Source organism: Catellatospora sp. NPDC049609 (assembly GCF_040675365.1).
Classification (GTDB): domain Bacteria; phylum Actinomycetota; class Actinomycetes; order Mycobacteriales; family Micromonosporaceae; genus Catellatospora.
On the sequence record NZ_JBFAOU010000118.1, the window covers coordinates 1 to 24670 of the forward strand.

General features: G+C 72.5%; 24 protein-coding genes. 10 read left to right on the forward strand and 14 right to left on the reverse strand.

The genetic code is table 11. The annotated features are described in order from the left end of the window. Positions 1-7: 7 nt before the first annotated feature. The 8 genes from whiA to AB0J67_RS27170 all read right to left on the reverse strand — a co-directional run bounded on the left by whiA (position 8) and on the right by AB0J67_RS27170 (position 10580). Entirely contained in the window at positions 8-988 is a 981-nt protein-coding gene (gene whiA / locus AB0J67_RS27135) for a DNA-binding protein WhiA (protein WP_203741294.1), read from the reverse strand. Between the two features lie 69 nt (positions 989-1057). After that, on the reverse strand, positions 1058-2008 hold the full coding sequence (gene yvcK, locus AB0J67_RS27140; protein ID WP_363486286.1) for a uridine diphosphate-N-acetylglucosamine-binding protein YvcK: 951 nt from the start codon (positions 2006-2008) through the stop codon (positions 1058-1060). Between the two features lie 11 nt (positions 2009-2019). Next, complete coding sequence (gene rapZ / locus AB0J67_RS27145; RefSeq protein WP_363486308.1) at positions 2020-2868, reverse strand: RNase adapter RapZ; 849 nt, start codon at positions 2866-2868, stop codon at positions 2020-2022. A 210-nt stretch (positions 2869-3078) separates the two neighbouring features. Next, positions 3079-5082: an excinuclease ABC subunit UvrC gene (gene uvrC / locus AB0J67_RS27150; RefSeq protein ID WP_363486287.1), complete on the reverse strand. Its 2004-nt coding sequence runs from the start codon at positions 5080-5082 to the stop codon at positions 3079-3081. Between the two features lie 29 nt (positions 5083-5111). Continuing rightward, positions 5112-5585, reverse strand: a complete 474-nt coding sequence (locus AB0J67_RS27155) for a Rieske (2Fe-2S) protein (RefSeq protein ID WP_363486288.1) — start codon at positions 5583-5585, stop codon at positions 5112-5114. A 183-nt stretch (positions 5586-5768) separates the two neighbouring features. After that, positions 5769-8675 (reverse strand): excinuclease ABC subunit UvrA, encoded by a 2907-nt coding sequence (gene uvrA, locus AB0J67_RS27160; protein ID WP_363486289.1) that lies wholly within the window; start codon positions 8673-8675, stop codon positions 5769-5771. Positions 8676-9137: 462 nt separating this feature from the next. Continuing rightward, positions 9138-10175, reverse strand: coding sequence for a ribosome small subunit-dependent GTPase A (rsgA, locus tag AB0J67_RS27165; protein ID WP_363486290.1), 1038 nt, complete (start codon positions 10173-10175; stop codon positions 9138-9140). Positions 10176-10382: 207 nt separating this feature from the next. Beyond that, positions 10383-10580 (reverse strand): hypothetical protein, encoded by a 198-nt coding sequence (locus tag AB0J67_RS27170; protein WP_363486291.1) that lies wholly within the window; start codon positions 10578-10580, stop codon positions 10383-10385. Positions 10581-10740: 160 nt separating this feature from the next. Between AB0J67_RS27170 and AB0J67_RS27175 the strand changes: the two genes are divergently transcribed. Together AB0J67_RS27175 and AB0J67_RS27180 are read left to right on the forward strand one after the other, a co-directional pair. Further along, positions 10741-11601, forward strand: coding sequence for a helix-turn-helix transcriptional regulator (locus AB0J67_RS27175; RefSeq protein ID WP_363486292.1), 861 nt, complete (start codon positions 10741-10743; stop codon positions 11599-11601). Positions 11602-11652: 51 nt separating this feature from the next. Beyond that, positions 11653-11829 (forward strand): DUF397 domain-containing protein, encoded by a 177-nt coding sequence (locus AB0J67_RS27180; protein ID WP_363486293.1) that lies wholly within the window; start codon positions 11653-11655, stop codon positions 11827-11829. Positions 11830-11848: 19 nt separating this feature from the next. Here AB0J67_RS27180 and AB0J67_RS27185 read toward each other — a convergent pair whose 3' ends face one another. Beyond that, entirely contained in the window at positions 11849-12241 is a 393-nt protein-coding gene (locus AB0J67_RS27185) for a VOC family protein (protein ID WP_363486294.1), read from the reverse strand. Positions 12242-12296: 55 nt separating this feature from the next. Beyond that, positions 12297-13361, reverse strand: coding sequence for a sporangiospore maturation cell wall hydrolase GsmA (gene gsmA, locus AB0J67_RS27190; RefSeq protein ID WP_363486295.1), 1065 nt, complete (start codon positions 13359-13361; stop codon positions 12297-12299). 153 nt (positions 13362-13514) lie between these two features. Between gsmA and typA the strand changes: the two genes are divergently transcribed. Both typA and AB0J67_RS27200 read left to right on the forward strand, forming a co-directional pair. Continuing rightward, complete coding sequence (typA, locus tag AB0J67_RS27195) at positions 13515-15377, forward strand: translational GTPase TypA (RefSeq protein ID WP_363486296.1); 1863 nt, start codon at positions 13515-13517, stop codon at positions 15375-15377. A 139-nt stretch (positions 15378-15516) separates the two neighbouring features. Then, positions 15517-16191, forward strand: coding sequence for a lysoplasmalogenase (locus AB0J67_RS27200; RefSeq protein WP_363486297.1), 675 nt, complete (start codon positions 15517-15519; stop codon positions 16189-16191). 2 nt (positions 16192-16193) lie between these two features. Here AB0J67_RS27200 and AB0J67_RS27205 read toward each other — a convergent pair whose 3' ends face one another. After that, on the reverse strand, positions 16194-16832 hold the full coding sequence (locus tag AB0J67_RS27205) for a hypothetical protein (RefSeq protein WP_363486298.1): 639 nt from the start codon (positions 16830-16832) through the stop codon (positions 16194-16196). A 61-nt stretch (positions 16833-16893) separates the two neighbouring features. Between AB0J67_RS27205 and AB0J67_RS27210 the strand changes: the two genes are divergently transcribed. The 3 genes from AB0J67_RS27210 to AB0J67_RS27220 all read left to right on the forward strand — a co-directional run bounded on the left by AB0J67_RS27210 (position 16894) and on the right by AB0J67_RS27220 (position 19618). Further along, positions 16894-17730 carry a serine hydrolase gene (locus AB0J67_RS27210; RefSeq protein WP_363486299.1) on the forward strand — a complete coding sequence of 279 codons (837 nt, stop codon included), beginning with the start codon at positions 16894-16896 and terminating at the stop codon, positions 17728-17730. Between the two features lie 68 nt (positions 17731-17798). After that, positions 17799-18905, forward strand: coding sequence for a dipeptide epimerase (locus tag AB0J67_RS27215; protein ID WP_363486300.1), 1107 nt, complete (start codon positions 17799-17801; stop codon positions 18903-18905). Further along, complete coding sequence (locus tag AB0J67_RS27220; RefSeq protein WP_363486301.1) at positions 18902-19618, forward strand: NlpC/P60 family protein; 717 nt, start codon at positions 18902-18904, stop codon at positions 19616-19618. The genes AB0J67_RS27215 and AB0J67_RS27220 overlap by 4 nt, the downstream gene beginning before the upstream one ends. A gap of 3 nt (positions 19619-19621) precedes the next feature. Here AB0J67_RS27220 and AB0J67_RS27225 read toward each other — a convergent pair whose 3' ends face one another. The 3 genes from AB0J67_RS27225 to pnuC all read right to left on the reverse strand — a co-directional run bounded on the left by AB0J67_RS27225 (position 19622) and on the right by pnuC (position 22576). Then, a complete protein-coding gene (locus AB0J67_RS27225; protein WP_363486302.1) occupies positions 19622-20629 on the reverse strand; it encodes a TerC family protein in 1008 nt (335 codons plus the stop codon). 247 nt (positions 20630-20876) lie between these two features. Next, on the reverse strand, positions 20877-21950 hold the full coding sequence (locus tag AB0J67_RS27230; RefSeq protein WP_363486303.1) for an AAA family ATPase: 1074 nt from the start codon (positions 21948-21950) through the stop codon (positions 20877-20879). After that, positions 21947-22576, reverse strand: a complete 630-nt coding sequence (pnuC, locus tag AB0J67_RS27235) for a nicotinamide riboside transporter PnuC (RefSeq protein ID WP_363486304.1) — start codon at positions 22574-22576, stop codon at positions 21947-21949. Before pnuC ends, AB0J67_RS27230 begins: the two co-directional genes overlap by 4 nt. A gap of 57 nt (positions 22577-22633) precedes the next feature. Between pnuC and AB0J67_RS27240 the strand changes: the two genes are divergently transcribed. The 3 genes from AB0J67_RS27240 to AB0J67_RS27250 all read left to right on the forward strand — a co-directional run bounded on the left by AB0J67_RS27240 (position 22634) and on the right by AB0J67_RS27250 (position 24583). Next, entirely contained in the window at positions 22634-22933 is a 300-nt protein-coding gene (locus AB0J67_RS27240) for an antibiotic biosynthesis monooxygenase (protein WP_363486305.1), read from the forward strand. Positions 22934-23034: 101 nt separating this feature from the next. Beyond that, entirely contained in the window at positions 23035-23775 is a 741-nt protein-coding gene (locus AB0J67_RS27245; RefSeq protein WP_363486306.1) for an alpha/beta fold hydrolase, read from the forward strand. 166 nt (positions 23776-23941) lie between these two features. Next, the gene (locus tag AB0J67_RS27250; RefSeq protein ID WP_363486307.1) at positions 23942-24583 is read left to right on the forward strand and encodes a tetratricopeptide repeat protein; all 642 of its coding nucleotides are present in this window, start codon (positions 23942-23944) and stop codon (positions 24581-24583) included. The last annotated feature ends 87 nt before the right edge of the window (positions 24584-24670 follow it).

The window sequence follows — 24670 nt, forward strand, 5'->3', positions numbered from 1 at the left end:
CGCGGGGTCAGACGGTGAGCATCTCGGCGGTCACCGCGGCCTCGGTGTCGGGGATGTTGAGGTCGCGGGCGCGCTTGTCGGCGAGGGCGAGCAGGCGCCTTATGCGGCCGGCGATGGCGTCCTTGGTGAGCGGGGGGTCGGCGAGGGCGCCGAGCTCCTCGAGGGAGGCCTGGCGGTGTTCCAGGCGCAGGCGGCCGGCGCTGGTGAGGTGGCCGGGGGCGTCGTCGGCGAGGATCTCCAGCGCGCGGGTGACCCGGGCGGCCGCGGCGACCGCGGCGCGGGCGGAGCGGCGCAGGTTGGCGTCGTCGAAGTTGGCCAGGCGGTTGGCCGTGGCGCGGACCTCGCGGCGGACCCGGCGCTCCTCCCAGGCGAGCACGCTGGCGTGCGCGCCGATGCGGGTGAGCAGGGCGGCGATGGCGTCGCCGTCCTTGACCACGACCCGGTCCACGCCGCGGACCTCGCGGGCCTTGGCGGTGATGCCGAGGCGGCGGGCGGCGCCGACCAGCGCGAGCGCCGACTCGGGGCCGGGGCAGGTGATCTCCAGGGCGCAGGAGCGGCCGGGCTCGGTCAGCGAGCCGTGCGCCAGGAACGCGCCGCGCCAGGCGGCCACCGCGCAGCAGACGCTCGCGTTGACCACGTTCGGGGGAAGGCCGCGCACCGGGCGGCCGCGCACGTCGAGCAGGCCGGTCTGGCGTGCCAGCGCCTCGCCGTCCTTGACGATGCGCACGATGTAGTGGCTGCCCTTGCGCAGCCCGCCCGAGGCGAGGATGTGTACCTCGCTCGGGTATCCGTACAGGTCGGCGATGGTGGTGCGCAGTCGCCGGGCCACCGCGCCGGTGTCCAGCTCCGCCTCCACCACCACCCGGCCCGAGACGATGTGCAGCCCGCCCGCGAAGCGCAGCAGCGCCGCCATCTCCGCCCGCCGGCAGCATGGCTTGGGCACGTCGACCCGGCTGAGCTCGTCTTTGACCGCAGCGGTCATCGCCATCGTGTCGTCACCTCGTGGCCGGTCGCGGCTGTGATGCCTTGATGTGTCGTGCCGGATTGTCGTACGTGCTTAACGAGCGGTGCCCAGTAGTGGCACCAGTGCGCGGCCCAATCGGACCGGATCGTGTCGCGGAGTGCCGTCCGCGACGGCAACCGGAGCGATCGCGATGCGGGCACCGAGTGATTCTGCCGCATTCGCGACCGGTTCGGGGTCTGGCACGGCATTCCTGTCGACCAGAACAATATCGACCTTGAGGTCCGGGAGGTACCGACCCAGCGCGTCCAGGTGGTCCGGCAGGGACAGGCCCACCGTCTCCCGGTCGGCGGCCAGGTTCAGGGTGACCAGCCGGCGCGCCGCGCTGGCCGTGATCGCGTGCGCCAACTGCGGCACCAGCAGGTGCGGGATGACGCTGGTGTACCAGCTCCCGGGCCCGAACACGAGCCAGTCGGCCTCGGCGATCGCCGCCAGCGCCTGCGGGCACGCGTCCGGCTCCGGCGGCTCCAGCCGCACCTGCACGACCCGCCCCTGCGCCACGGCGACCTGGTGCTGGCCGCGTACCGTCACCAGCCGCCCGGCCACCTCGATGTCGGCCTCGATGCCCAGCGGCAGGCAGGACATGGGCAGCACCCGGCCCACCGCGCGCAGCATCGCCCCGACGTGGTCCAGCGCCGCCACGGGGTCGCCCAGCTGCTCCATCAGCCCGCACAGCATCACGTTCCCGACCGGGTGACCGGCCAGCTCGTCGGTGCCGTCGAACCGGTACTGCAGCAGCCGCGCGGTGCGGTCGCTGACGTCGTCGGCGCCGGCCAGCGCGGCCAGCGCCTGGCGCAGGTCACCCGGAGGCAGTACATCCCGGCCGGCCCGGATGCGGCCGCTGGAGCCCCCGTCGTCGGCCACCGTGACCACCGCGGTGATCTCCAGCGGCAGCCCGGTCGCCCGCAGCGCGCGCAGGCTCGCGCTCAGCCCGTGCCCCCCGCCGAACGCCACCACCCGGATCCGGTCGCCGCCCCCCGGCGACATGGTTCCGAAGCTCATTCCCGTCCCAGATCGCGGTGCTGGGCGTGCGCGACCACCCGCAGGTCGCGCAGGCGGCGGGCCAGCTCCTCGGAGATGGCGACGCTGCGGTGCTTGCCGCCGGTGCAGCCGACGGCGACGGTCAGGTAACGCTTGCCCTCGCGCTCGAACCCGGGCGCGGTGGCGGTGACCAGTCTGGCGTACGTCTCCACGAACGTGTTAGCGCCGCGCTGGCCCAGGACGTAACGGCTCACGCCCTCGTCCCGGCCGGTGTGCTCGCGCAGCTCCGGCACCCAGTACGGGTTGGGCAGGAACCGGGCGTCGAGCACGAAGTCGGCGTCCGGCGGCAGGCCGTACTTGAACCCGAAGCTCAGCACGGTGACCCGCAGCCGCAGCGCCTCCGGGCTGGCGAACAGCTCCTCCACCCGGGCGCGCAGCTGGTTGACGTTCAGGTGCGAGGTGTCGATCAGCACGTCGGCCTGCTCGCGGGCCTCGGCCAGCAGGGCGCGCTCGGCGGCGATGCCGTCGGACAGCCGCCCGTCGCCCTGCAGCGGGTGCGAGCGGCGCACGCTCTCGAACCGGCGGATCAGCACCTCGTCGTCGGCGTCGACGAAGACCACGCGCGGGGAGAAGCCCTTCTCGCGCAGGTCCCGGATGGCGCCGGCGAGGTCGGTGGAGAAGACGCGGCTGCGCACGTCGAGCACCATCGCGGTGTGCCGGGCCGCGCCGCCGGCCTTCGCGGCCAGCTCCGCGAGCTGCACCAGCAGCGCCTGCGGCAGGTTGTCGACGACGTAGTAGCCGACGTTCTCCAGCGCCCGGGCCACCGTGCTGCGGCCGCCGCCGGAGACCCCGGTCACCACGACCAGGTCCGTGGCCGGCCGCTCGCCGGTCTCGTCCGCGGCGGCCCGCGGCTCGCCGGGCGTGCCCCGCCTGGCCGTCGTATCCACGCTCACGTGCGCCCCCACTGCTGGTCGTCGCCGCCCGCACGGGCAGCGGCCCGCCTTCCCGACAAGCCCAGGACGGCCGCGGCAGCGGGCGAGCAGGTTGCCGCCGAATGCCGGCAACGGAGAACCATCCTAGCCAGGGGTGCCGGAATCCTCCGCCGCCGTGGGCGCCGCGTCGTCGCGTACTGCCGGCTGAGCCGGGACGGCGAGCGGAAAGGCGACTCCGGCCTCGGGTGACGGCGTGGCCTCGGGCGGCGGGAGCACGCCGAGGGCGACCAGCACCGCCTGCGCGATCCGCGGGCCGATGCCCGGCACCTCGGCGATCTCCTCGATGCTCGCCGCGGACAGGCGCTTGAGCGAGCCGAAGTGGCGCAGCAGCGCCTTGCGCCGGATCTCCCCCAGGCCGGGCACGCTGTCGAGGTCCGAGGCGGTCATTCGCGCGGAGCGGCGCTCGCGGTGGAAGCGGATCGCGAACCGGTGCGCCTCGTCGCGCACCCGCTGCAGCAGGTAGAGCCCCTCGGCGGTGCGGGCCAGGATGACCGGCATCGGGTCGTCGGGGAGCCAGACCTCCTCCAGCCGCTTGGCCAGGCCGCACACCGCGACGTCGGTCACCCCGAGCTCGGTGAGCACCCCGGCGGCCGCGTTGACCTGCGGCGCGCCACCGTCGACCACGACCAGCTGCGGGGGGTACGCGAACCGGCGCGGGCGCCCCGACACCGCCTCGGCCTCCGGGTCGGCCGGTCCCTCGGCCAGGTAGCGGGCGAACCGCCGGCGCATCACCTCGCTGATCGCCGAGACGTCGTCGGTCGCGCCCTTGATGATGAACCGCCGGTAGTCGGACTTCTTCGGCACGCCGTCCTCGAACACGACCATGCTGGCCACCACGTCGGTGCCCTGGATCTGCGAGATGTCGTAGCACTCGATGCGCAGCGGGGCGCTGCCCAGGCCGAGCGCGTCCTCGATCTCCTCCAGCGCCCGGCTGCGGGCGGTCAGGTCGCCCGCACGGCGCAGCTTGTGCTGGGCCAGCGCCTGCCCGGCGTTGCGGGCGACGGTCTCCAGCAGCGCCTTCTTGTCGCCGCGCTGCGGCACCCGGATGGCCACCCGCGAGCCGCGGTGCTGCGACATCCACTCGGTGAGCGCGTCGACGTCGGCGGGCAGCTCCGGCACGAGCAGCTCGCGGGGCACGTCGGACTCGCCGGTCTCGCCGCCGTAGATCTGCGTGCAGAAGTGGTGCACCAGGTCGCCGACGGTCAGGTCCTCGGTCTTGTCGACCACCCAGCCGCGCTGGCCGCGCACGCGCCCGTCGCGTACGTGGAACACCTGCACCGCGGCTTCGAGCTGGTCGTCGGCGAACGCGACCACGTCGGCGTCGGTGCCGTCGGACAGCACGATGGACTGCTTCTCCATGGCCCGGCGCAGCGCGATCAGGTCGTCGCGCAGGCGCGCGGCGCGCTCGAACTCCAGCGCGGCCGACGCCTCGTGCATCTGCTTCTCCAGGCGGCGCTGCATGTGGTCGGTTCGCCCGGCCATGAACTCGCAGAAGTCGTCGACGATGGCACGGTGCTCGGCCTCGGTGACCCGGCCCACGCAGGGCGCGGAGCACTTGTCGATGTCGCCGAGCAGGCACGGCCGGCCGATCTGCCCGGCCCGCTTGAACACCCCCGCCGAGCAGGTGCGCGCCGGAAAGATGCGCAGCAGCAGGTCGAGCGTCTCCCGGATGGCCCAGGCGTGCGAGTACGGCCCGAAGTAGCGCACGCCCTTGCGCTTGGCGCCGCGCATCACCAGCAGCCGCGGGTACTGCTCGTCGAGGGTGACCGCGAGGTACGGGTACGACTTGTCGTCGCGGTACTTCACGTTGAAGCGCGGGTCGTACTCCTTGATCCAGGAGTATTCGAGCTGGAGCGCCTCGACCTCGGTGCCGACGACGACCCAGTCGACGCCGGCGGCGGTGGTCACCATCTGCTGGGTGCGCTGGTGCAGCGTCCAGACGTCGGCGAAGTAGGAGTTGAGCCGGCTGCGCAGGCTCTTGGCCTTGCCGACGTAGATGATCCGGCCCTGCTCGTCACGGAACCGGTACACACCGGGCGCGTCGGGGATCGTGCCCGGCGCGGGCCGGTACTGGGACGGATCAGCCACGCGGCAAGCCTATCGGGGACCCCTGACGATCACGCGAGACGGATCTCGCCGTTCTCGACCGTGATCTTCTTCTCCTCCAGCGGGCGGGGGGCGGGCGGGGACAGCACCGCGCCGTCGGCGATGGCGAACTCGCTGAAGTGGCACTGGCACTTGATCTTGCCGTTCTCCACGGCGCTCACCGGGCACTGCATGTGGGTGCAGATGTTGTTGAAGCCCTTGAACTGGCCCTCGGTGGGCTGGGTGACGACGACGCCCTCCTCCTTGAAGATCACGCCGCCGCCCACCGGGATGTCGGTGGTCTTGGCCAGCACCGTGCCGCCGCCGGCCGGGGTGGCGCCGGTCGAGGCACCCGCGCCCGCGGACGGGTCGGACGCGCCAGTCGGCGTGGACGGCGTGGACGGGCTCTCGGAGCCGCAGGCGGCGAGCAGGGCACCGGCGCCGACGGCGCCCGCGGTGGTCAGCAGGACCCGGCGCGAGGTGGCGGCGGGGGTCACGTCACTCATGAGGGCCTTCCTTAGGTGAGGGATGTTCCCGATCAACCTATCCGGCCGCACTGAGATTTAGCTGCGAGTTCAACTATCTTTCTCGCCGAGCAACGCAAGATCGTCCAACTTGCCAGGCACCTGGGCGTATCTCGGGCTCGCTTTCGCCCATGTGCCTGGCAAGTCGGACGATCAAGGGGCGCGTCAGACGGCCGCCTTCGCGCGGGCCTTGCGGGCGCGCGGCGGGGTGACCGGGGCGGCGGGGGCCGCGGCGGCCAGCATCGGCTTGAGGAACTGGCCGGTGTGGCTCTCGGCCACTGCGGCGAGCTGCTCCGGGGTGCCCGTGGCGACCACCGAGCCGCCCTTGTGCCCGCCCTCGGGGCCCATGTCGATCAGGTGGTCCGCCGACTTGATCACGTCGAGGTTGTGCTCGATCACGATCACCGTGTTGCCCTTGTCGACCAGGCCCTGCAGCACCAGCAGCAGCTTGCGGATGTCCTCGAAGTGCAGGCCGGTGGTCGGCTCGTCGAGCACGTACACCGTGCGGCCGGTGGAGCGCTTCTGCAGCTCGGAGGCGAGCTTCACGCGCTGCGCCTCGCCGCCGGACAGGGTCGGCGCGCTCTGGCCCAGCCGGACGTAGCCCAGGCCGACGTCGACCAGCGTCTTGAGGTGGCGGTGGATGGCCGGGATCGGCTCGAAGAACCCGGCCGCCTCCTCGATCGGCATCTCCAGCACCTCGGCGATGGTCTTGCCCTTGTAGTGCACCTCCAGGGTCTCCCGGTTGTACCGGGCGCCCTTGCACACCTCGCACGGCACGTACACGTCGGGCAGGAAGTTCATCTCGATCTTGATGGTGCCGTCGCCGGCGCAGTTCTCGCAGCGGCCGCCCTTGACGTTGAAGGAGAAGCGGCCCGGCCCGTAACCGCGCACCTTCGCCTCGGTCGTCTCGGCGAAGAGCTTGCGGATGTTGTCGAACACGCCGGTATAGGTGGCCGGGTTCGACCGCGGCGTCCGCCCGATCGGCGACTGGTCCACGCCGACGACCTTGTCCACGTGCTCCAGGCCGGTGACCCGGGTGTGCCGGCCCGGCACCATGCGCGCCCCGTTGATCTGGTTCGCCAGCACGGTGTACAGGATGTCGTTGACCAGCGTCGACTTGCCCGAGCCGGACACGCCGGTGACCGCGATGAACTGCCCCAGCGGGAACGCCACGCTCACGTTGCGCAGGTTGTGCTCGCGCGCGCCGACCACGGTCAGCTCCCGGCCCGGGGTCGCCGGCCGCCGCTGCTGCGGCGTGGCGATCCCCTTGCGGCCGGACAGGTACGCCCCCGTCACCGACTCCTCGTTGACCAGCAGCTTGTCGTACGGGCCGCTGTGCACGATGCGGCCGCCGTGCTCGCCCGCGCCGGGGCCGATGTCCACGATCCAGTCCGCGGTGCGGATGGTGTCCTCGTCGTGCTCCACCACGATCAGGGTGTTGCCGAGGTCGCGCAGCCGGACCAGCGTCTCGATCAGGCGGTGGTTGTCCCGCTGGTGCAGGCCGATCGACGGCTCGTCCAGCACGTACAGCACGCCCACCAGGCCGGAGCCGATCTGGGTGGCCAGCCGGATGCGCTGGGCCTCACCGCCGGACAGCGAGCCCGACGGCCGGTTCAGCGAGAGGTAGTCCAGGCCGACGTCGACCAGGAAGCGCAGCCGGGCGTTGATCTCCTTGAGCACCCGCTCGGCGATGAACCGCTGCCGGTCGTCCAGCTCCAGCCCGGCCAGCACCACCGCGGCCTCGCCGACCGACAGCGCGCACAGCTCGGCGATGTTGCGCCCGTCCAGCGTGACCGCCAGCACCTCGGGCTTGAGCCGGGTGCCCGAGCAGACCGAGCACGGCACCTCGCGCATGTAGCCCTCGTACTTCTCGCGGGACCACTCGCTCTCGGTGTCGGCGTGCCGGCGCTCCAGCCACGGGATCACGCCCTCGAAGCCGGAGTAGTAGGACCGCTCGCGGCCGTACTTGTTCCGGTAGCGCACGTGCACCTGGTTCTCCGCGCCGTGCAGGACCAGCTTCTGCGCCCGCGCGGTCAGCGCCCGCCACGGGGTGTCCAGGTCGAAGCCGTTCTCCTCGCCCAGCGCCTCCAGCAGGCGGCCGAAGTACTCCATGGTCTGGCCGCCGGCCCACGGCGAGATCGCGCCCTCGGCGAGGCTCTTCTCCGGGTCCGGGATGACCAGCTCGGGGTCGACCTCCTTCTTGGTGCCCAGGCCGGTGCACTCCGGGCACGCGCCGTAGGGCGAGTTGAAGGAGAAGACCCGCGGCTCCAGGTCCTCGATGCCCAGCGGGTGCTCGTTCGGGCAGGCCAGGTTCTCGGAGAACTTGCGCTCGCGGTGCTCGTCGTCCTCGGGCAGGTCGACGAAGTCCATGATCACGATGCCGCCGGCCAGGCCGAGCGCGGTCTCCACCGAGTCGGTGAGCCGCTGCTTGGAACTCGCCTTCACGGCGAGCCGGTCCACCACCACCTCGATGGTGTGCTTCTGCTGCTTGGCCAGCTTCGGCACCTCGGTCAGCGGGTAGACCACCCCGTCGACGCGGGCCCGCGCGAAGCCCTTGCTCTGCAGGTCGGAGAAGAGGTCGAGGTACTCCCCCTTGCGGCCGCGGATCACCGGGGCGAGCACCTGGAAGCGGGTGCCCTCCTCCATCGCGAGCACCCGGTCCACGATCTGCTGCGGGCTCTGCCGGCTGATCAGGTGGCCGCACACGGGGCAGTGCGGCTGGCCGACGCGGGCGAAGAGCAGGCGGAGGTAGTCGTACACCTCGGTGATGGTGCCCACGGTCGAGCGCGGGTTGCGCGAGGTCGACTTCTGGTCGATGGAGACCGCCGGGCTCAGGCCCTCGATGAAGTCGACGTCCGGCTTGTCCATCTGCCCGAGGAACTGCCGGGCGTACGACGACAGCGACTCGACGTAGCGCCGCTGCCCCTCTGCGAAGATCGTGTCGAAGGCGAGGCTCGACTTGCCGGAGCCGCTCAGCCCCGTGAACACGATCATCGCCTCGCGGGGCAGGTCCAGACTGACGTCGCGCAGGTTGTGCTCGCGCGCCCCACGGATGATCAAGCGGTCGCTCACGGCGGCTCTCCCCACACGGCTGATTCAGTGATGTCCTCAAGCGTCCACGCGCCGGCGCCCCGAGGGGTCACCCCAGGCTCCGTGCCTGCTCAGCGGGCGTGGGGCAGGCAGCAAAACGCCCCCTGCTCTACGCGCAGTCGCGTGCCTGGGCAACTCTAGCCCTGCCCTCCGACATTCCCGCCGCGCGCCACGAACATACGTGCTAACACGGCGTTTCGCCCCAGTCACGTGACCGCCGCCACCGGCCAGATCCACCCCACCGCATGTCACCCACCCGAGTGACCCGCTGGAGTGAAGATGCCTGGTGATCACCAGCCCGCCGCCCCACGGTACCCACCGCCCCGCCCCGATCGCCTCGCCTTGATCGCGACGATCTTGCGTGAAGTGTTAGGGATTTGCCCGTTTCGGGCGTGTCGCACCCACAGTCCGCGCAAGATCGCCGCGCAAAAGGACGGGGTGGGGTCAGCGGGAGGGGCGGCGGAGGGGGGTGGGGCGGGTGGCTCGGGTGCGGGCGCGGCGGGATTCGTAGGCGAGCTCGCGTTGGAGTTTGCGCCAGCTTTCCCAGCGGCGGGCGGGGAGGGTGCCGGCGTCGAGCTCGCGGCGGACCGCGCAGCCGGGCTCGGTGGTGTGGGCGCAGTCGGTGAAGCGGCACTGGGCGATGAGGGAGACGATGTCGGCGAAGGTGCGGTCCAGGCCGGTCTCGCCGTCGAGCAGGCCGACGCCGCGGATGCCGGGGGTGTCCAGGACGGCGCCGCCGCCGGGGACGGGCACCAGGGCGCGGTGGGTGGTGGTGTGACGGCCCTTGCCGTCGACGCGGCGGATGGCCTGGGTCGCCATGACGGTGGTGCCGATCAGGGCGTTGACCAGGGTCGACTTGCCGGCGCCGGAGGCGCCGATGAGGCCCAGGGTGCGGCCGGGGGCGATCAGGGGGCGCAGCGCGTCCAGGCCGGTGCCGCGTTCGGCGCTGACCGCGAGCACGGGCACTCCGGGGGCGAGGTCTTCGAGCTCGGCGACGAGTGCGGCGGGGTCGGCGACCAGGTCGGCCTTGGTCATCACCAGCAGCGGCTGCGCGCCGGACTCCCAGGCCAGCGAGAGCAGGCGCTCGATGGTGCCGGGCTCGGGCATCGGGTCGGGTGAGGCGATCACCGCGGCGGTGTCGAGGTTGGCGGCCAGCACCTGGCCGGTGGCGTCCTTGTCGGCGGTGCGGCGCACGATCGCGCTGCGCCGGGGCAGCACCGCCTCGATGGTGGTGCGCTCGTCGGGCCAGCACCGCAGCGCCACCCAGTCACCGGCGCAGGGCAGCGCGACCGGGTCGGCCGCGGCCGCGAGCATCGCCGGGCCGCCGAGGCTGGCCCGGTGGGTGCCGGACGCGGTGAGCACGGTGCAGACGCCGCGGTCGGCGCGCACCACCCGCCCGGGGACGTGGTCCGGCCGGTCGAAGAGGGGGTACGCGGAAGCGAAGTGGTCGTCCCAGCCGAGGGACGACAGAGAGACGGTCATCTCATTCCTTGTCGTGGATGCGCGAGTGGCGGAAGGGTCACGCCGTCCGGGAGGACGGCGTGCTGGATACCTCGACAGACATGGGCGCCACCTCCTCGGCAAGTCATCGCGCGGGTCCGTCCCGCGGCTGCGCATCACGGTACGCGCCGGCCGTCCCCGCGGCCACGGCATTTCGGCCGGCCGCAGGTCGGGGCAGGTCGGCCCGGCCTACTCGCCGGGCGGGGCGTCGACCGACGGGGAGCGGCCGGCCACCACGAGGGAGCGGTAGGCGTAGTGGTAGTCGGCGCAGCCGGGGCGGTGGCAGAGCCGGCAGCCGGCCCCCGGCGCGCCCGGATCAGGCAGGTGGTCGCGCAGCATGCGGCGGTATCCCATCGCCTGCGCGTCAGTGATGCGTCCAGTGTGCACATCGCCTCCCCGGCACGAACCGGCTTCCCTTCCACCTTGCACGTGCGAAATTCAACTTGCAAGCCGACTCACCCTGAATTCTGGCGGATCGGCGCCACCCCTTGCCTGATCAGTGGAACCACCAGCAGACTTGGCGACGCACCGTCGGTAAAGGAGTGTCATGGCCACCTCGGGCACCTCGCTGCGCCGCCGCCGCCTCGGGGTGGCCCTGCGGGAGCTGCGCGAACGGGCCGGCATGACCCACCAGCAGGTGGGCCCGGCGCTGGACTGCTCGCCCTCGAAGATCAGCCGGATCGAGAACGGCGAGGTCGGGGTACGCCGCAGCGACCTGCTCGTGCTGCTCGACCTCTACGGCCTCGACGACGCCGGGCAGCGCGAGGAGCTGCTGGAGCTGGCCCGCGAGTCGAAGCGGCGCGGCGGCTGGTGGCTGAAGTACGGCGAGGTGTCGAGTCCGTACCTGAAGCTGATCCAGCTGGAGGCGGAGGCGGACTCCATCCGCGGCGCCGAGCTGATGTTCGTGCCGGGCCTGCTGCAGACCGAGGACTACGCCCGCGCCGTCATCCACGCCACCCGGCCGCAGGACGGGCCCGAGGAGGTCGAGCGGCGCACGCAGATCCGGCTCACCCGCCAGGAGCTGCTCAAGCAGGACCGCCCGCCGGAGTTCTGGACCGTGCTCGACGAGGCGGTACTGCACCGCATCGTGGGCAGCCGGGCCGTCATGGCCGAGCAGCTGCGGGCGCTGGCGGCGGCCAACGAGCTGCCGCACATCACGGTCCAGATCCTTCCGTTCGCCCACGGGGGGCACGAGGCCATGGCCGGGGCGTTCCGCATCCTGCGCTTCCCCGACAGCAGGGATCCGGACACCGTCTACTTCGAAGGCTTCGCCGGGGATCTGTACCTGGACGATTCGCCCGAAATAGCCCGTTGTAGCCTTGTTTTCGACCATCTCTGCGCGGCGGCACTCAGCCCGCAGCTGTCCAGCCTTCGCATGCTGGAAGTGGCGCAGAGTCTCTCGGGGTGAGCCCGGTTCAGGAGGAGTTGTTCAGTGCACCATGCCGATCTCTCAGACGCAGTGTGGCGGAAGAGCAGCCGCAGCGGCGGCAACGGCGACTGCGTCGAGACGACCGTGTTGACCGGGGCGGTCGCCGTCCGCGACTCGAAGAACCCCGCCGGACCCGTGCTGATGTTCAGCACGGCCGACTGGGGATCGTTCCTGGCCGGCACCAAGGCGGGCGAGTTCGACCGCTGACCTCGCCGACCGCCGCCGCCTACCAGCCCTCGGGCCGGTAGGAGCCGAACGTCCACTGGTTGCCCTCGGAGTCGGCGGCGGTGTAGCTGCTGCCGCCGTACTCCTCCTTCTTCGGCGGGTAGACGATCTCCGCTCCGTTGGCCATGGCCCGGTCGTGGTGCGCCTGCACGTCGTCCACGATCACGTAGAGCCAGGCCGGGCCGCCCGCGAAGGGCCTGCGCCCGTCCTCGCCGTCCGTGGTCGAGCTGACCATGACCATGCCGCTGCCGTGGGTCAGCTCGGCGTGCGCGACCGTGCCCTCCGCCCCGGGCACGACCAGCAGCTCGCGGAACCCGAAGGCGTCGCGCAGGAACCGGATCGCGGCGGCCGCGTCGCGGTAGCGCAGTGTGGGGATGACCGTTGCACCAGACATCTCGACCTCCCTTGGCGACGCTACCCCGATCCGCGACCCGCCACCCGCCTTCGGGTCACCGGGCCCGGTCCAGGCGGCGCAGGTCGTAGCGGCGGATCAGGTCGACGATCCGGTCGGCGTAGCGGGAGCCCCCGGGATGGCCGGCGGCCTGCAGGACGCGCACGAAGCGCTCGGGGTCGGCCGCGTCCGCCGGCGCCGCCGCGTCCCGCGCCTCGGCGGCCAGCAGGCGAGCCTGGTCGAGGAAGGAGTCGGCCGGCCCGCGGTACGCCCGCAGCGCCGTCGCGCCGTACTTCCGGCAGCCCAGGCCGCCGGGCGGGGCGGCCGCCGGGCACGCCGTGCCGAAGTAGTTGTGGTCGTGGCGGGCGGCCTCCGCCCGGCCCCAGTCCGATGCGTACACCGCCTGGGCGACCAGCACCGAGGCGGGCACGCCGTGCGCGCGGGCGGCGGCCCGGGCGGGACCGGCGGCGGTCGTCACGAACTCGCGCGAGCTGACCGGCGGGGTCCGCGACGGCTCCTGGCCGCACCACGGCAGCCAGGGGCGCTGCGGCGCCCAGCGCACGTACGCCTCGGCGACGTAGCGGCCGCCGGACAGCCGCAGCCAGGTCCCGGACCCGGCGACCGGCTGGCCCGTGACCTGGCAGCGCACGGCCAGCGCCTGCCCGTCGTCGACCGTGCCGAGCCGGACCGCGCCGGTGCCGGGCTCGCCGCGCACGTTGAGCACCGAGCCGCCCGCGGCCACCCGGGCGGTGACCGCGTCGACCGGGGCGGCCCCGCACCAGGGCACCTCCGGGCGGGCCGCGGGCCAGTCCAGGAAGGCGTCCGGCAGGTAGCGGCCGGTGCCGACGCGCATCCAGTACGCGGTGCGCCGCTGCGTGCCGGACACCCGCTCGCCCCAGACCTTGCAGCGCACGGCGACCCGGGCGTCGTCGCCGAGCGACGCCATCGCCCGCCGGTCGGTGGCCGGGCCGGAGCGCACGGTCACCGCGCCGCCGTCGGTGTCGACGCGGACCCCCGTACCCGTGACCGGGTCCACCCCGGCGGCACCCGGCAGCGCACCGGCCCGGGGCGGCCCGGCCGCGACGGCCGGCGCGGGCAGCGCCACCAGCAGCAGCAAGGGCATGATCAGGACGGTGCCCAGCACCGTACGCGGGCTAGCCGACATACCACTGATAACGGCATCAACGCCGGAAAGACACCCATACCACCGGGTGACACCCGCCACGGGAACGACCCCGACCGCTGATTTTGATCACGCCTGCCGGACAATGGATGCATGCAGACCCGCCCCGATCTCCGTAACGTCGCGATCGTCGCTCACGTCGACCACGGCAAGACCACGCTCGTCGATGCCATGCTCACGCAGGCCGGCGCCTTCCACGCGCGCGCCGCCGCCGCCGACCGTGTCATGGACTCCGGCGATCTGGAGCGGGAGAAGGGCATCACGATCCTCGCCAAGAACACCGCCGTCAAGTACGTCGGCGAGAGCGGCGAGCAGGTGACGATCAACATCATCGACACCCCCGGCCACGCCGACTTCGGCGGCGAGGTCGAGCGCGGCCTGTCCATGGTCGACGGCGTCATCCTGCTGGTCGACGCCTCCGAGGGCCCGCTGCCGCAGACCCGGTTCGTGCTGCGCAAGGCGCTCAAGGCCCGCATGCCGATCATCCTGGTCATCAACAAGGTGGACCGGCCCGACGCGCGGATCAAGGAGGTCGTGGACGACACCTACGAGCTCTTCCTCGACCTCGACGCCGACGAGTCGCAGATCGACTTCCCGATCGTGTACGCCTGCGCCCGCGACGGCATCGCCTCGCTGACCCAGCCCGAGGACGGCAAGGTCCCGAGCGACAGCGACTCGCTGCAGCCGCTGTTCCAGACCCTGCTGGACACCATCCCGGCGCCCAAGTTCACCGAGGGCGCGCCGCTGCAGGCGCACGTCACCAACCTCGACGCGTCGCCGTTCCTGGGCCGCCTCGCGCTGTGCCGGGTGCGCGAGGGTGTCATCCGCAAGGGGCAGACCGTCACCTGGTGCAAGACCGACGGCACCCAGCAGTCCGTGCGCATCTCCGAGCTGCTGATGACCGAGGCGCTGGAGCGCAAGCCCGCCGAGGAGGCGGGCCCCGGCGACATCGTCGCCGTCGCCGGCATCGGCGACATCATGATCGGTGAGACGCTGGCCGACGCGGAGAACCCGATCCCGCTGCCGCTGATCACCGTCGACGAGCCCGCCATCTCGATGACCATCGGCACCAACACCTCGCCGCTGGTCGGCCGGGTCAAGGGCGCCAAGGTCACCGCGCGCATGGTCAAGGACCGCCTCGACAAGGAGCTGGTCGGCAACGTGTCGCTGCGGGTGCTGCCCACCGAGCGCCCCGACGCCTGGGAGGTGCAGGGCCGCGGCGAGCTGGCGCTGGCCATCCTGGTCGAGCAGATGCGCCGCGAGCAGTACGAGCTCACCGTCGGCAAGCCGCAGGTGGTCACCAAGGAGATCGACGGCAAGCTGTGCGAGCCGGTCGAGCGCCTCACCATCGACTCCCCCGAGGAGCACCTCGGCGTGATCACCCAGCTGCTCGCCACCCGCAAGGGCCGGATGGAGCAGATGGTCAACCACGGCACCGGCTGGATCCGGATGGAGTGGCTGGTCCCGGCGCGCGGCCTGATCGGCTTCCGGACCGAGTTCCTCACCGACACCCGCGGCACCGGCATCCTGCACCACGTCTTCGAGAAGTACGAGCCGTGGTTCGGCGAGCTGCGCACCCGCAACAACGGCTCGCTGGTCGCCGACCGCTCCGGCCCGGTCACCGCGTTCGCGATGACCAACCTGCAGGAGCGCGGCACCCTGTTCGTCGAGCCGGGCACCGAGGTGTACGAGGGCATGATCGTCGGCGAGAACTCGCGCTCCGACGACATGGACGTCAACATCACCAAGGAGAAGAAGCTCACCAACATGCGCGCGTCGACCAGCGACGAGACCGAGAAGCTGATCCCGCCGCGCAAGCTGTCGCTGGAGCAGGCCCTCGAGTTCTGCCGCGAGGACGAGTGCGTCGAGGTCACCCCGGCCGCGGTGCGCATCCGCAAGGTCATCCTCGACCAGACCCAGCGCGGCCGCCTGGCGGCCCGCCGCAAGCACGCCTGACCAACGCCTGACCAGAGCTCCGGCCACGCTGTCGCACAGCGTGGCCGGAGTTCTGCTCATGTAGGACGCCGGGAGGGTGTCGCGTGCGGGCTACCGGTGGGTATGCTGCCCGGACCCCTCACCCCTCGGGAGATCGACTATGCGCGCGGACCGGCTTGTGCTGGGCCTCTTCGGTGTCGCCTCGGTGCTGAACGTGATCGCCGCCGGCATCGGGAGCAGGCCGCTGGACTGGGCGACCAAGCCGTTGCTGCTGCCGCTGCTGGCGCTGTGGTTCTACCTGAACCACCGGGCCCGCGGCGTCGCGCCCACCACCGGCATCCTGGCCGCGCTGCTGTTCTCCTGGGCCGGCGACGTCGCCCTGCAGTTCGCGGGGACCACCGCGTTCGTCAGCGGCATGGCGCTGTTCGGCGCCGCGCACGTCTGCTACGTGACCACGTTCGTGCGCCACGGCGCGCCGGCGCGGATGCGGGCGATGCCGCTGCTGCTGGTGCCGATCGGCTACGCGGTGTTCCTGGTCGGGGCGCTGACCTGGCTGTGGCCGGCGCTGTCGGAGGCGGGCCTGGCCGTGCCGATGGCGGTGTACGGCACGCTGCTGTCCTCGACCGCCGCGCTGGCGGCGGCCTTCGGCTGGCGCACCGCGCTCGGCGGCGGGCTGTTCCTGATCTCGGACCTGCTGATCGCGGTGGGGGTGGCCGACGCGTTCACCATCCCCGGCCCGCCGGTCTGGGTCATGGTCACCTACATCGCCGCCCAGTTCCTGCTGGCCACCGGCTGGACCGCCCGCCGCGAGGCGCAGCCCGCGGCGGGCGCCTGACCTCAGCCCTCGCCGAGGCAGTACACGTCCGTGACGAGCAGGCCGCGGCGGTCCCGGTAGGTGTCCTCCGCGTAGCCGGCCGAGTTGGCGGGGCAGTTGCCCCGCTCGTCGGCCCGGCGGGTGACCACGGCCGCGTGCGGTCCGTCGCAGTCGACGAACCGGGCGTCGGCCGAGACGCACTCGCCGACCCGGTCGTTCGGCAGGTCGCTGAGCAGCGCGATCCCGAAGGCGCCCACGAGAGCGAGCGGCACCAGCAGGCCCGCGATGGTGGGCCGGGCGTACACCGGGCGGCCCGGGTGCCACGGCGCGGTGGACGTGCCGTCGGCGGCCGGGACAGGATCGGTCATCTTGTTCAGCCGCAGCCTGCCCAGCAGGTTGTAGAGCAGGATGAACGGCGTGATGACGAACGAGCCGTAGCCCCACCAGCCCTGCACCAGGGTGCGGCTGGTCATGGTGCGGAAGACGGCCAGGCCGCAGGTGCGGCAGTAGACGCCGCTGTCCTTGAGGAACTGCATCATGATGATCAGCCCGCGGTGACCGCGGAAGGTCATCTGCTCCGCCGGGCTGCTCGCGCAGTGCTGGCACCGGTACGCGGTGACGGGCGCGGGCGCGGAGAGGTGGGAGGGGATCAACTCTGTCACGGCGCGGCACTCTACGGCCTCCCGCCGCGCGCCGCTGTCCCGTTTTCAGTACCCTGCAACCGTGGTCACGCTGCAGAGTCTCGCTCCCGAACTGGAAGCCTTCCCCGGCACCGCCTCCATCTGGTGCGGCCCGGTCGACGGGCCCGCGTCGTACGCGCGGGAGGCGGACGCGCTGCACTACGCGGCCAGCACGATGAAGGTCGGCGTGATGGCCGCCGCCTGGCGCGCCGCCGAGGCGGGCCGGCTGGACCTCGACGCCGAGATCGCCGTGCACAACGAGCACGTCTCGGCCGCACCCGGCGCCCCGGCGTACGCCAACGACCCGGCGTACGACAGCGATTCGCTGGTGTGGGGCCGGCTGGGCGGCAAGGCCCCGCTGCGCTGGCTGATCACGCGCATGATCGTGCGTTCGTCCAATCTCGCCACCAACCTGGTGCTGGGCGCGCTCGGCCCCAACGAGCAGGCGTTCGCCGAGGTGAACGAGGTGTGGCGGCTGGCCGGGGCGAAGCGGGCGCACACCGACCGCGGCATCGAGGACTACCCGGCCCGCGACGGCGGCATCAGCAACGAGGTCACCGCCGCCGACCTGGCCGCGCTGTTCGGCGCGCTGCACGGCGCCCGGCTGGCCTCGGCGGCCGGCTCGGCGGCGATGCTGGACATCCTCACCGCCCAGGAGTGCCGCGACGACCTGCACCTCGGGCTGCCCGAGGGCACCCGCGCCGCGCTGAAGAACGGCTGGGTCACCGGCGAGCGGCACAGCAGCGCGCTGATCTTCCCGGCCGACGCGCCGCCGTACCTGCTGGCGGTCTGCACCACCGGCGAGGTCCCGGACGGCGAGGCCTGCGCCCTGCTCGGCCGGATCGCCGCGGCCAGCTGGGCGCAGCGCGCGGCGAGCTGACCGCCCCGGCGTCCGCTCGTTACGGATCGGTGCTTCTACGGCACCGGTTCCGGACGTAGGGTCGTGGCGTGTCGATCACCGCAGTCCGCACCCACCGCGTCTCCGCTCCCCTGCACACCCCGTTCGTGACCGCGCTGCGCCGGGCGACCGCCGTCGAGACGCTGCTGGTCGAGATCGTCGACGCCGACGGCCGCTCCGGCTTCGGCGAGGCGCCGCAGGTGTGGGCGGTGACCGGGGCCAGCATCGCCGGCTCGCGGGCCTGCGTCGAGGAGATGATGGCACCGCTGCTGCTCGGCCGTGACCCCGACGACCTGGCCGGGCGCTGCCGCGAGGTGGCCCGCGCGGTGGTCGGCAACGAGGCCGCCAAGATGGCGGTGGACGTCGCCCTGCACGACCTGGCCGCGCAGCGCCTCGGCATCCCGCTGGTGCGCCTGCTCGGCGGCACGAGCCTGACGGTGCCGACCGACGTGACCCTGTCCGCGGGCGAGGCGGGCGCGCTGGCGGTCACCGCCAAGCAGCGCATGGCCGAGGGCTTCACGGTGCTCAAGCTGAAGGTCGGCACGGACGCCGCGGGCGACCTCAACCGGATCCGCGCCGTGTGCGACGCCCTGGACCCCGGGGTGAAGCTGCGCCTGGACGCCAACCAGGGCTGGACGCCCCGCGACGCGGTGCGCATCCTGGACCGCATCGCCGCCCTGGAGCTGCCGGTCGAGCTGGTCGAGCAGCCGGTGGCCCGGTACGACCTGGACGGTCTGGCCTGGGTCAGCGAGCGCAGCGACCTGCCGATCATGGCCGACGAGTCGGTGTTCGGCGTACGCGACCTCGTCGAGGTGATCCGCCGCCGGGCGGCCGACCTGGTCAACGTGAAGCTGGCCAAGTGCGGCGGGCTGAGCACCGCGCGCACGCTGCTGGAGCTGGCCGCCGCGCACGGGCTGGGCACCTGCGTGGGCTCCATGATGGAGGGCCCGGTCGGCATCGGCGCGGCGGCGAGCCTGGTCGCGGCGCACCCGACCACGATCGTCAGTGACCTGGACGCCGCCTGGTGGCTGGCCGAGCCGCCGGTGTCCGGCGGATGCCGCTACGACGGTGCCACGGTGGTACTACCCGACTCCCCCGGACTGGGCGTGTCGATTCCGCAACGGAGCGCAGCCGACTGCAGCGAGGTGCCGACATGAAGATCGCGACGGTGACCGCCCCGGTGGCGACCCTGTGGTCGCGTCCCGACGCGCCCCGGCCCGGGGTGGACGCGGCGGCGCTCGGGCCGCACAGCGACCCGCGGTCCTGGGTGGCCGGCCTGGACGACGAGGGCCGGATGTACACCGGCGTGCTCACCCAGCTGCTGCACGGCGAGCAGGTGCTGGTCGAGGAGGTCCGCGGCGACTGGGCCCGGGTGGTCGCCACCGCCCAGCCCGCGGCGAAGCTCGACCCGCGCGGCTATCCCGGCTGGCTGCCGCTGGACCAGCTCAGCGTGCGGGACACCGGGGACGGCGCACCGGCGGGCGCGGTGGACGGGGCGGCGGCGCTGGCGGCGGCCCGCGCCTGGCGCGGCGTGACCTACGTCTGGGGCGGCCTGACGCCGTACGGCATCGACTGCTCGGGGCTGGTGCACCTGGCGTTCCGGCAGCTCGGCGTGACCGTGCCGCGTGACGCGAGCGACCAGCGGGCCGCCGTGCCGGTGGTCGCGCTGGGCCACGAGCGCCCCGGTGACCTGTACTTCTTCGCCGACGCCACGGGCCACATCGAGCACGTCGCCTTCGTGACCGCGGCCCCGGAGCCGGGCATACGCCGTATGCTGCACGCCTGCAGCATCGCCGGGCTGGTGGTCGAGGAGCAGATGAAACCGGCCCGCACGGCGGCTCTCGCCGGTGCGGGCCGGGTCGTCGGCTGAGGGTCAGCCCACCGGGGTCGGCGTCTTGTCCGCCTCGTTCTTCGCCTCGCGGGACGACTTGATCAGGCTGGCGATCGTGGCGACGGCCAGGATGCCGATGATCACGCCGAGCGAGACGCCGATGCTGATGTGCGGCACGGCGGTGATCGGCTGGCCGTCGTTGATGAACGGCACGTTGTTGCCCGCCAGCGCCTCCATGATCAGCTTCACGCCGATGAAGCCGAGCACCGCGGCCAGGCCCAGCGACAGGTAGACCAGCCGGTCCAGCAGGCCACCCAGCAGGAAGTACAGCTGGCGCAGACCCATCAGCGCGAACACGTTGGCGGTGAAGACCAGGAACGGCTCCTTGGTCAGACCGAAGATCGCCGGGATCGAGTCCAGCGCGAAGATCAGGTCGGTGGTGCCGATCGCGATCATCACGATGAGCATCGGCGTGAAGATCCGCTTGCCGGCCTGCACCGTGGTCATCTTCGCGCCGTCGTACTCCTTGCTGATCGGCAGCACCCGGCGGCTCCACCTGATCAGCGCGTTCTCCTTGAAGTCCGACTCGTCGCTCTCCCCGTGCTTGGTCAGCGTCCAGGCGGTGTAGAGCAGGAACACGCCGAAGATGTAGAAGACCCAGACGAAGCGCGACACCAGCGCGGCGCCCGCGGCGATGAACGCGCCGCGCATCACCAGCGCCAGCACGATGCCGATGAGCAGCACCTTCTGCTGGTAGATCCGGGGCACCGCGAACCGGCTCATGATGATCACGAAGACGAACAGGTTGTCCACGGAGAGGCTGTACTCGGTCACCCAGCCCGCGAAGAACTCCTGGCCGTACTGCGAGCCGTGGCTGAAGAAGATCCAGGCACCGAACGCGCAGGCCAGCGCGACATAGAAGACCACCCAACCGGTGGCCTCCTTCATCGAAGGCTCATGCGGCCGACGCCCGATGATCACCAAGTCGAAGGTCAGCAGCGCCAGCAACCCGATGAGGGTCGCCGCCCATTCCCAAGTGGACACGTTCATATAAACAGACCTCCGGTCGGCATGATTCTTGCCCCGGAGGTCTCTCCTGCCACCGGTGCAACACCGATGACCGACGGTGCCGGGATCACACCAGGCCTGTGCTGGCCGGGGGGAGCCGTGCTGACGACACCGTCGTGAGGGATACTCCCCTCCCGCGTCTCTCTATTGTTTACCACGCCGGGCGCAGTGCCCAGACGGGGTCGCCCGCATGGACGATCGTCTGGAGCACCCCGGGCGTCCGGGCAGGTCAGCCGAGTGGTGGCGCCAGCGCCCAACCCGCGCTCAGCAACCGTTCGCACGCCGCCACCGCCGTCCTCAGCCGCACCTGATGTGATCCGTGCAACTCCACGACCGGCACCGGTGACCCGGCCAGCACCTCGCGGAACCGGCCGGTCATCCACCCCCGCAGGTGCTCGCCGTCACGGAGCCCGTCATCGTCGAAGGGCACCCCGACATCCGAGGTCAGCAGGTACAGATCGGGACGCCGGGCCAGCGCCCGGACCTCCGGTGACGAACTGCCCAGATAGCGTTCCTGCCAAACCTGGGTGGCCAGCGCGTCGGTGTCGCAGACCAGCAGCGGCGAGCCGTCCCGCGCGGCCGCGTCCTCGGCCGCCGACTGCTCCCGGGCCACCTCCGCGAAGTCGGCGTCGTCCCAGCTCACGTCGAAGACCGTCGCCGCCGGGTCGGCCGCCCGCAGCGCGGCCAGCTTGCGCTCGGTCAGCTCCCGGCCGTACTCGGGCACCCAGCGCGTCGCCGCCCACACCCCGCCCCGGGCCGCGTAGTGCCCGGCCAGCGCCGACGCCATGGTGGTCGTGCCGGTGGACTCGGCCCCCAGCACCACCACCCGGCGGGTGAACCAGGCCCGCACCGGCGCGGCCAGGTGTGCCCAGTGCGCCACCGGGTCGGCCCGCACCGCGCTGCCCGACACCGGGTGCGCCAGCCGGGGCGTGTCCACCTCCACGTGCACCGCGCCGAAGCGGCGGGCCAGCTCGTCGCCGTACTTCTCGGAGCTGAACACCACGTCCACCGGGCGCGGCCCGACCGCCTCGCGGAACACGGCGCAGTGCGCGTCCCACACCGCCGGGTCGTCGTAGTCCACCCGCATGTCGTCGTAGCGCCCGACGAACCGGACCCACGGGGTGTCGGCGTGCTCCTCGCGCAGCCAGCCCAGCCGGACCTCCAGCGGGATCGACTCCCGCCGCGACGGGGCCACCACGACGGTGACCTCGGCGCCGGCCGCCGCGGCGGTCCGGATCAGGTGATGGTGGCCGGCGTGCGGCGGGTAGAACTTACCCACCACCATCGCGTGCTGGTACGTCATGCCAGGGCCGGCTCCGCCGCGCGCGCCCGCAGCGCCTGCTGCCAGGCCAGCAGACCCGCCACGCACAGGCCGAGGAACACGACGTAGAGCGCGCCGGTCAGCCACAGCCCCTTGTAGACGTAGAGCGGGATGTACACCAGGTCCGCGATGATCCAGATCCACCAGCTCTCCAGCTTCTTGCGGGTCTGCAGGTACGTCGCGACCAGCGACAGGACCGTGGTCAGCGCGTCGGGCAGCGGCACCGTGGAGTCGGTGGCCCGGTCCAGCAGCAGCCACAGCGCGGCCGTGGCGACCACGCCCGCCACCGCCAGCACCGTCCACTCCGCACGTGTGGTGCGGGTCACCACCAGCCGGCCGCCGTCGGGGCCGCGGCGCAGCCACTGCCACCAGCCGAGCGCGCCCAGCGCCACGTACACCAGCTGCAGGCTCGCGTCGGCGTAGAGGCCGTACGTCCAGAACACGACCAGCAGCAGGAGCACGTTGAGGATGCCGACGGCCCAGTTGGCCACGTTCTGGCGCACCAGCAGCCAGACGTTGAGCACGCCGGTGCCGAAGCCGAGCACCTCCGCCCAGGTCATCGGGGTTTCGCGGACCGTGAAAGCGGTGCTGAGCAGCCAGTCGAGCATGGGCGACACCCTAGGCCACCCGCACCACCGCTGAAAGGCCGTGCAAGGATCATCGGCATGGTGCTCGAGGTTGCCCTGATCGACGTCCAGCCCGGCCGGGAGGACGAGTTCGCCGCCGCGTACGCGCAGGCCCGCCCCTGGCTCGCCGGCACCGACGGCTGCGTCACCGTCCGGATGACCCGCGGCATCGAGTCGCCGTCGCGGTTCGTGCTGCTGGTCGAGTGGGAGTCGGTGCAGGCGCACGAGGAGAACTTCCGCGCCACCGACCGGTTCACCCAGTGGCGCACCCTCATCGGCCCGTTCTTCGCGAAGCCGCCGCTGGTGGAGCACTTCAACGACGTAGTCGGTGAAGCATGAGGCTCTGCAACGACGTAGTCGGTGAAGCATGAGGCTCTGCAACGACGTAGTCGGTGAAGCATGAGGCTCTGCAACGACGTTCCGGGCGCTGCCTTCCCGTCATGACCGACCGCGTGCTCACCGCGTCCGACGGCGTGCCCATCGACGCCCACCACGACGAGGGCGACCGCGAGCTGGCGATCGTCGTCGCGCACGGCTTCACCGGGTCCTGGCGGCGGGAGTCCGTGCGCCGCGCCGCCGGGGTCTTCGGCCGGCACGGCGGCGTGATCAGCTTCGACTTCCGCGGCCACGGCCGCTCGGGTGGCCTGTCCACCGTCGGCGACCTGGAGATCCACGACGTCGAGGCGGCCGTGGCCTGGGCGCGTGAGCTCGGCTACCGCCGTATCGTCACGATCGGCTTCTCCATGGGCGCGTCCATCGTGGTGCGCCACGCGGCGCTGATCCGCGGCGTCGACGCCGCGGTCGCGGTCAGCGGACCCGCCCGCTGGTACTACCGGGGCACCCCGCCGATGCGGCGCGTGCACTGGGTGCTGGAGCGGCGGCTGGGCCGCCTGGTGGGCCGGGTCGCGCTGCGCACCCGCATCGCCCGGGGCGGCTGGGACCCGGTGCCCGAGCCGCCGCACGCCGTCGCCGGGCTCATCTCCCCCACGCCGCTGCTGGTGGTGCACGGCGACGCCGACGCGTACTTCCCCGTCGAGCACGCGCACCAGATCTTCGACGCCGCCGCCGAGCCGAAGGAGCTGTGGCTGGAGCCCGGCTTCGGCCACGCCGAGAACGCCGCCTCCGCCGAGCTGCTGGCCCGCATCGGCGACTGGGCCGCGGCGCACGCCGCCAGGCGCTGAACCGCGCGGGGCCGCGCTGTGCTGATCAGAGCGCGGGCTGCCCGCGCTGATCCGCGGGCTGCGCTGTACTGATCAGCGCGGGCTGCCCTGCGCAGATCCGTGAGAGCTGCGCTGCGCTGATCCGCGCGGGCTGCGTCGTCCCGAACGTCCGGTTAGGTTGGTCGGTATGCACGGGGACCGACGACTGGCACGCGCGAGCGAGCGCTACGAGACCGCCGTCTTCGGCGGGGACACCACCGCGACCGAATCCGCCCACCGCGACCTGGACAGCCTGGAGGCCGATCTCGCCCTGGCCCGCGGGCGGCTGCTGCACGCCGACTTCCTCAACGACCGGGCGGAGGATCCGGCCGAGCCCGCCGCGTTCGAGCGGGCCGCCGCGCTCTACCGCCGGCTCGGCGACGGCCGGGGCGAGGGCGAGGCCCTGTTCTGGCTCGGCTGCTTCCATCAGGTGGTACGCGACGACGGCGCCACCGCGGTGCCGCTGCTGCGACGCGCGTACGCGCTGGCGCAGGCGGCCGGGGACGAGCTGACGATGTCGTACGCCGTCCGGCACCTCGGCTTCGCCGATCTCGAGGCCGGCGACCGCGACGCGGGACGGGCCAAGCTGGAGGAGTCCGCGCGGCTGCGGCGCGAGCTCGGGTTCGCGCCCGGTCTCGCGGCGGCGCTGCTCGCGCTGGCGCGCCTGGCGTACGAGGACGGCCGCGACGACGAGGGCGCGGCGCTGCTGGCCGAGGCACGAGACACGGCCGCCCGCAGCCGGGCGCACGGCGTGCTCGCCTGGATCGACGCGGCCCGCATCCGGGCCTGATCACGCAGGCTTGCTCGCCTGGATCGACGCGGCCCGCATCCGGGCCTGATCACGCGGGCGCGGGCGCCGATCGTTCGGCGCCGAGGT

Coding starts and splice junctions, on each gene's coding strand:
- AB0J67_RS27230 (WP_363486303.1), bottom strand. CDS start 21,950: ATGACGTACCAGCACGCGATGGTGGTGGGTAAGTTCTACCCGCCGCAC.
- AB0J67_RS27245 (WP_363486306.1), top strand. CDS start 23,035: ATGACCGACCGCGTGCTCACCGCGTCCGACGGCGTGCCCATCGACGCC.
- AB0J67_RS27155 (WP_363486288.1), bottom strand. CDS start 5,585: ATGAGTGACGTGACCCCCGCCGCCACCTCGCGCCGGGTCCTGCTGACC.
- AB0J67_RS27225 (WP_363486302.1), bottom strand. CDS start 20,629: ATGAACGTGTCCACTTGGGAATGGGCGGCGACCCTCATCGGGTTGCTG.
- pnuC (WP_363486304.1), bottom strand. CDS start 22,576: ATGCTCGACTGGCTGCTCAGCACCGCTTTCACGGTCCGCGAAACCCCG.
- whiA (WP_203741294.1), bottom strand. CDS start 988: ATGGCGATGACCGCTGCGGTCAAAGACGAGCTCAGCCGGGTCGACGTG.
- AB0J67_RS27200 (WP_363486297.1), top strand. CDS start 15,517: ATGCGCGCGGACCGGCTTGTGCTGGGCCTCTTCGGTGTCGCCTCGGTG.
- AB0J67_RS27175 (WP_363486292.1), top strand. CDS start 10,741: ATGGCCACCTCGGGCACCTCGCTGCGCCGCCGCCGCCTCGGGGTGGCC.
- AB0J67_RS27220 (WP_363486301.1), top strand. CDS start 18,902: ATGAAGATCGCGACGGTGACCGCCCCGGTGGCGACCCTGTGGTCGCGT.
- AB0J67_RS27250 (WP_363486307.1), top strand. CDS start 23,942: ATGCACGGGGACCGACGACTGGCACGCGCGAGCGAGCGCTACGAGACC.
- rsgA (WP_363486290.1), bottom strand. CDS start 10,175: ATGACCGTCTCTCTGTCGTCCCTCGGCTGGGACGACCACTTCGCTTCC.
- AB0J67_RS27240 (WP_363486305.1), top strand. CDS start 22,634: ATGGTGCTCGAGGTTGCCCTGATCGACGTCCAGCCCGGCCGGGAGGAC.
- yvcK (WP_363486286.1), bottom strand. CDS start 2,008: ATGTCGCCGGGGGGCGGCGACCGGATCCGGGTGGTGGCGTTCGGCGGG.
- typA (WP_363486296.1), top strand. CDS start 13,515: ATGCAGACCCGCCCCGATCTCCGTAACGTCGCGATCGTCGCTCACGTC.
- gsmA (WP_363486295.1), bottom strand. CDS start 13,361: ATGCCCTTGCTGCTGCTGGTGGCGCTGCCCGCGCCGGCCGTCGCGGCC.
- AB0J67_RS27185 (WP_363486294.1), bottom strand. CDS start 12,241: ATGTCTGGTGCAACGGTCATCCCCACACTGCGCTACCGCGACGCGGCC.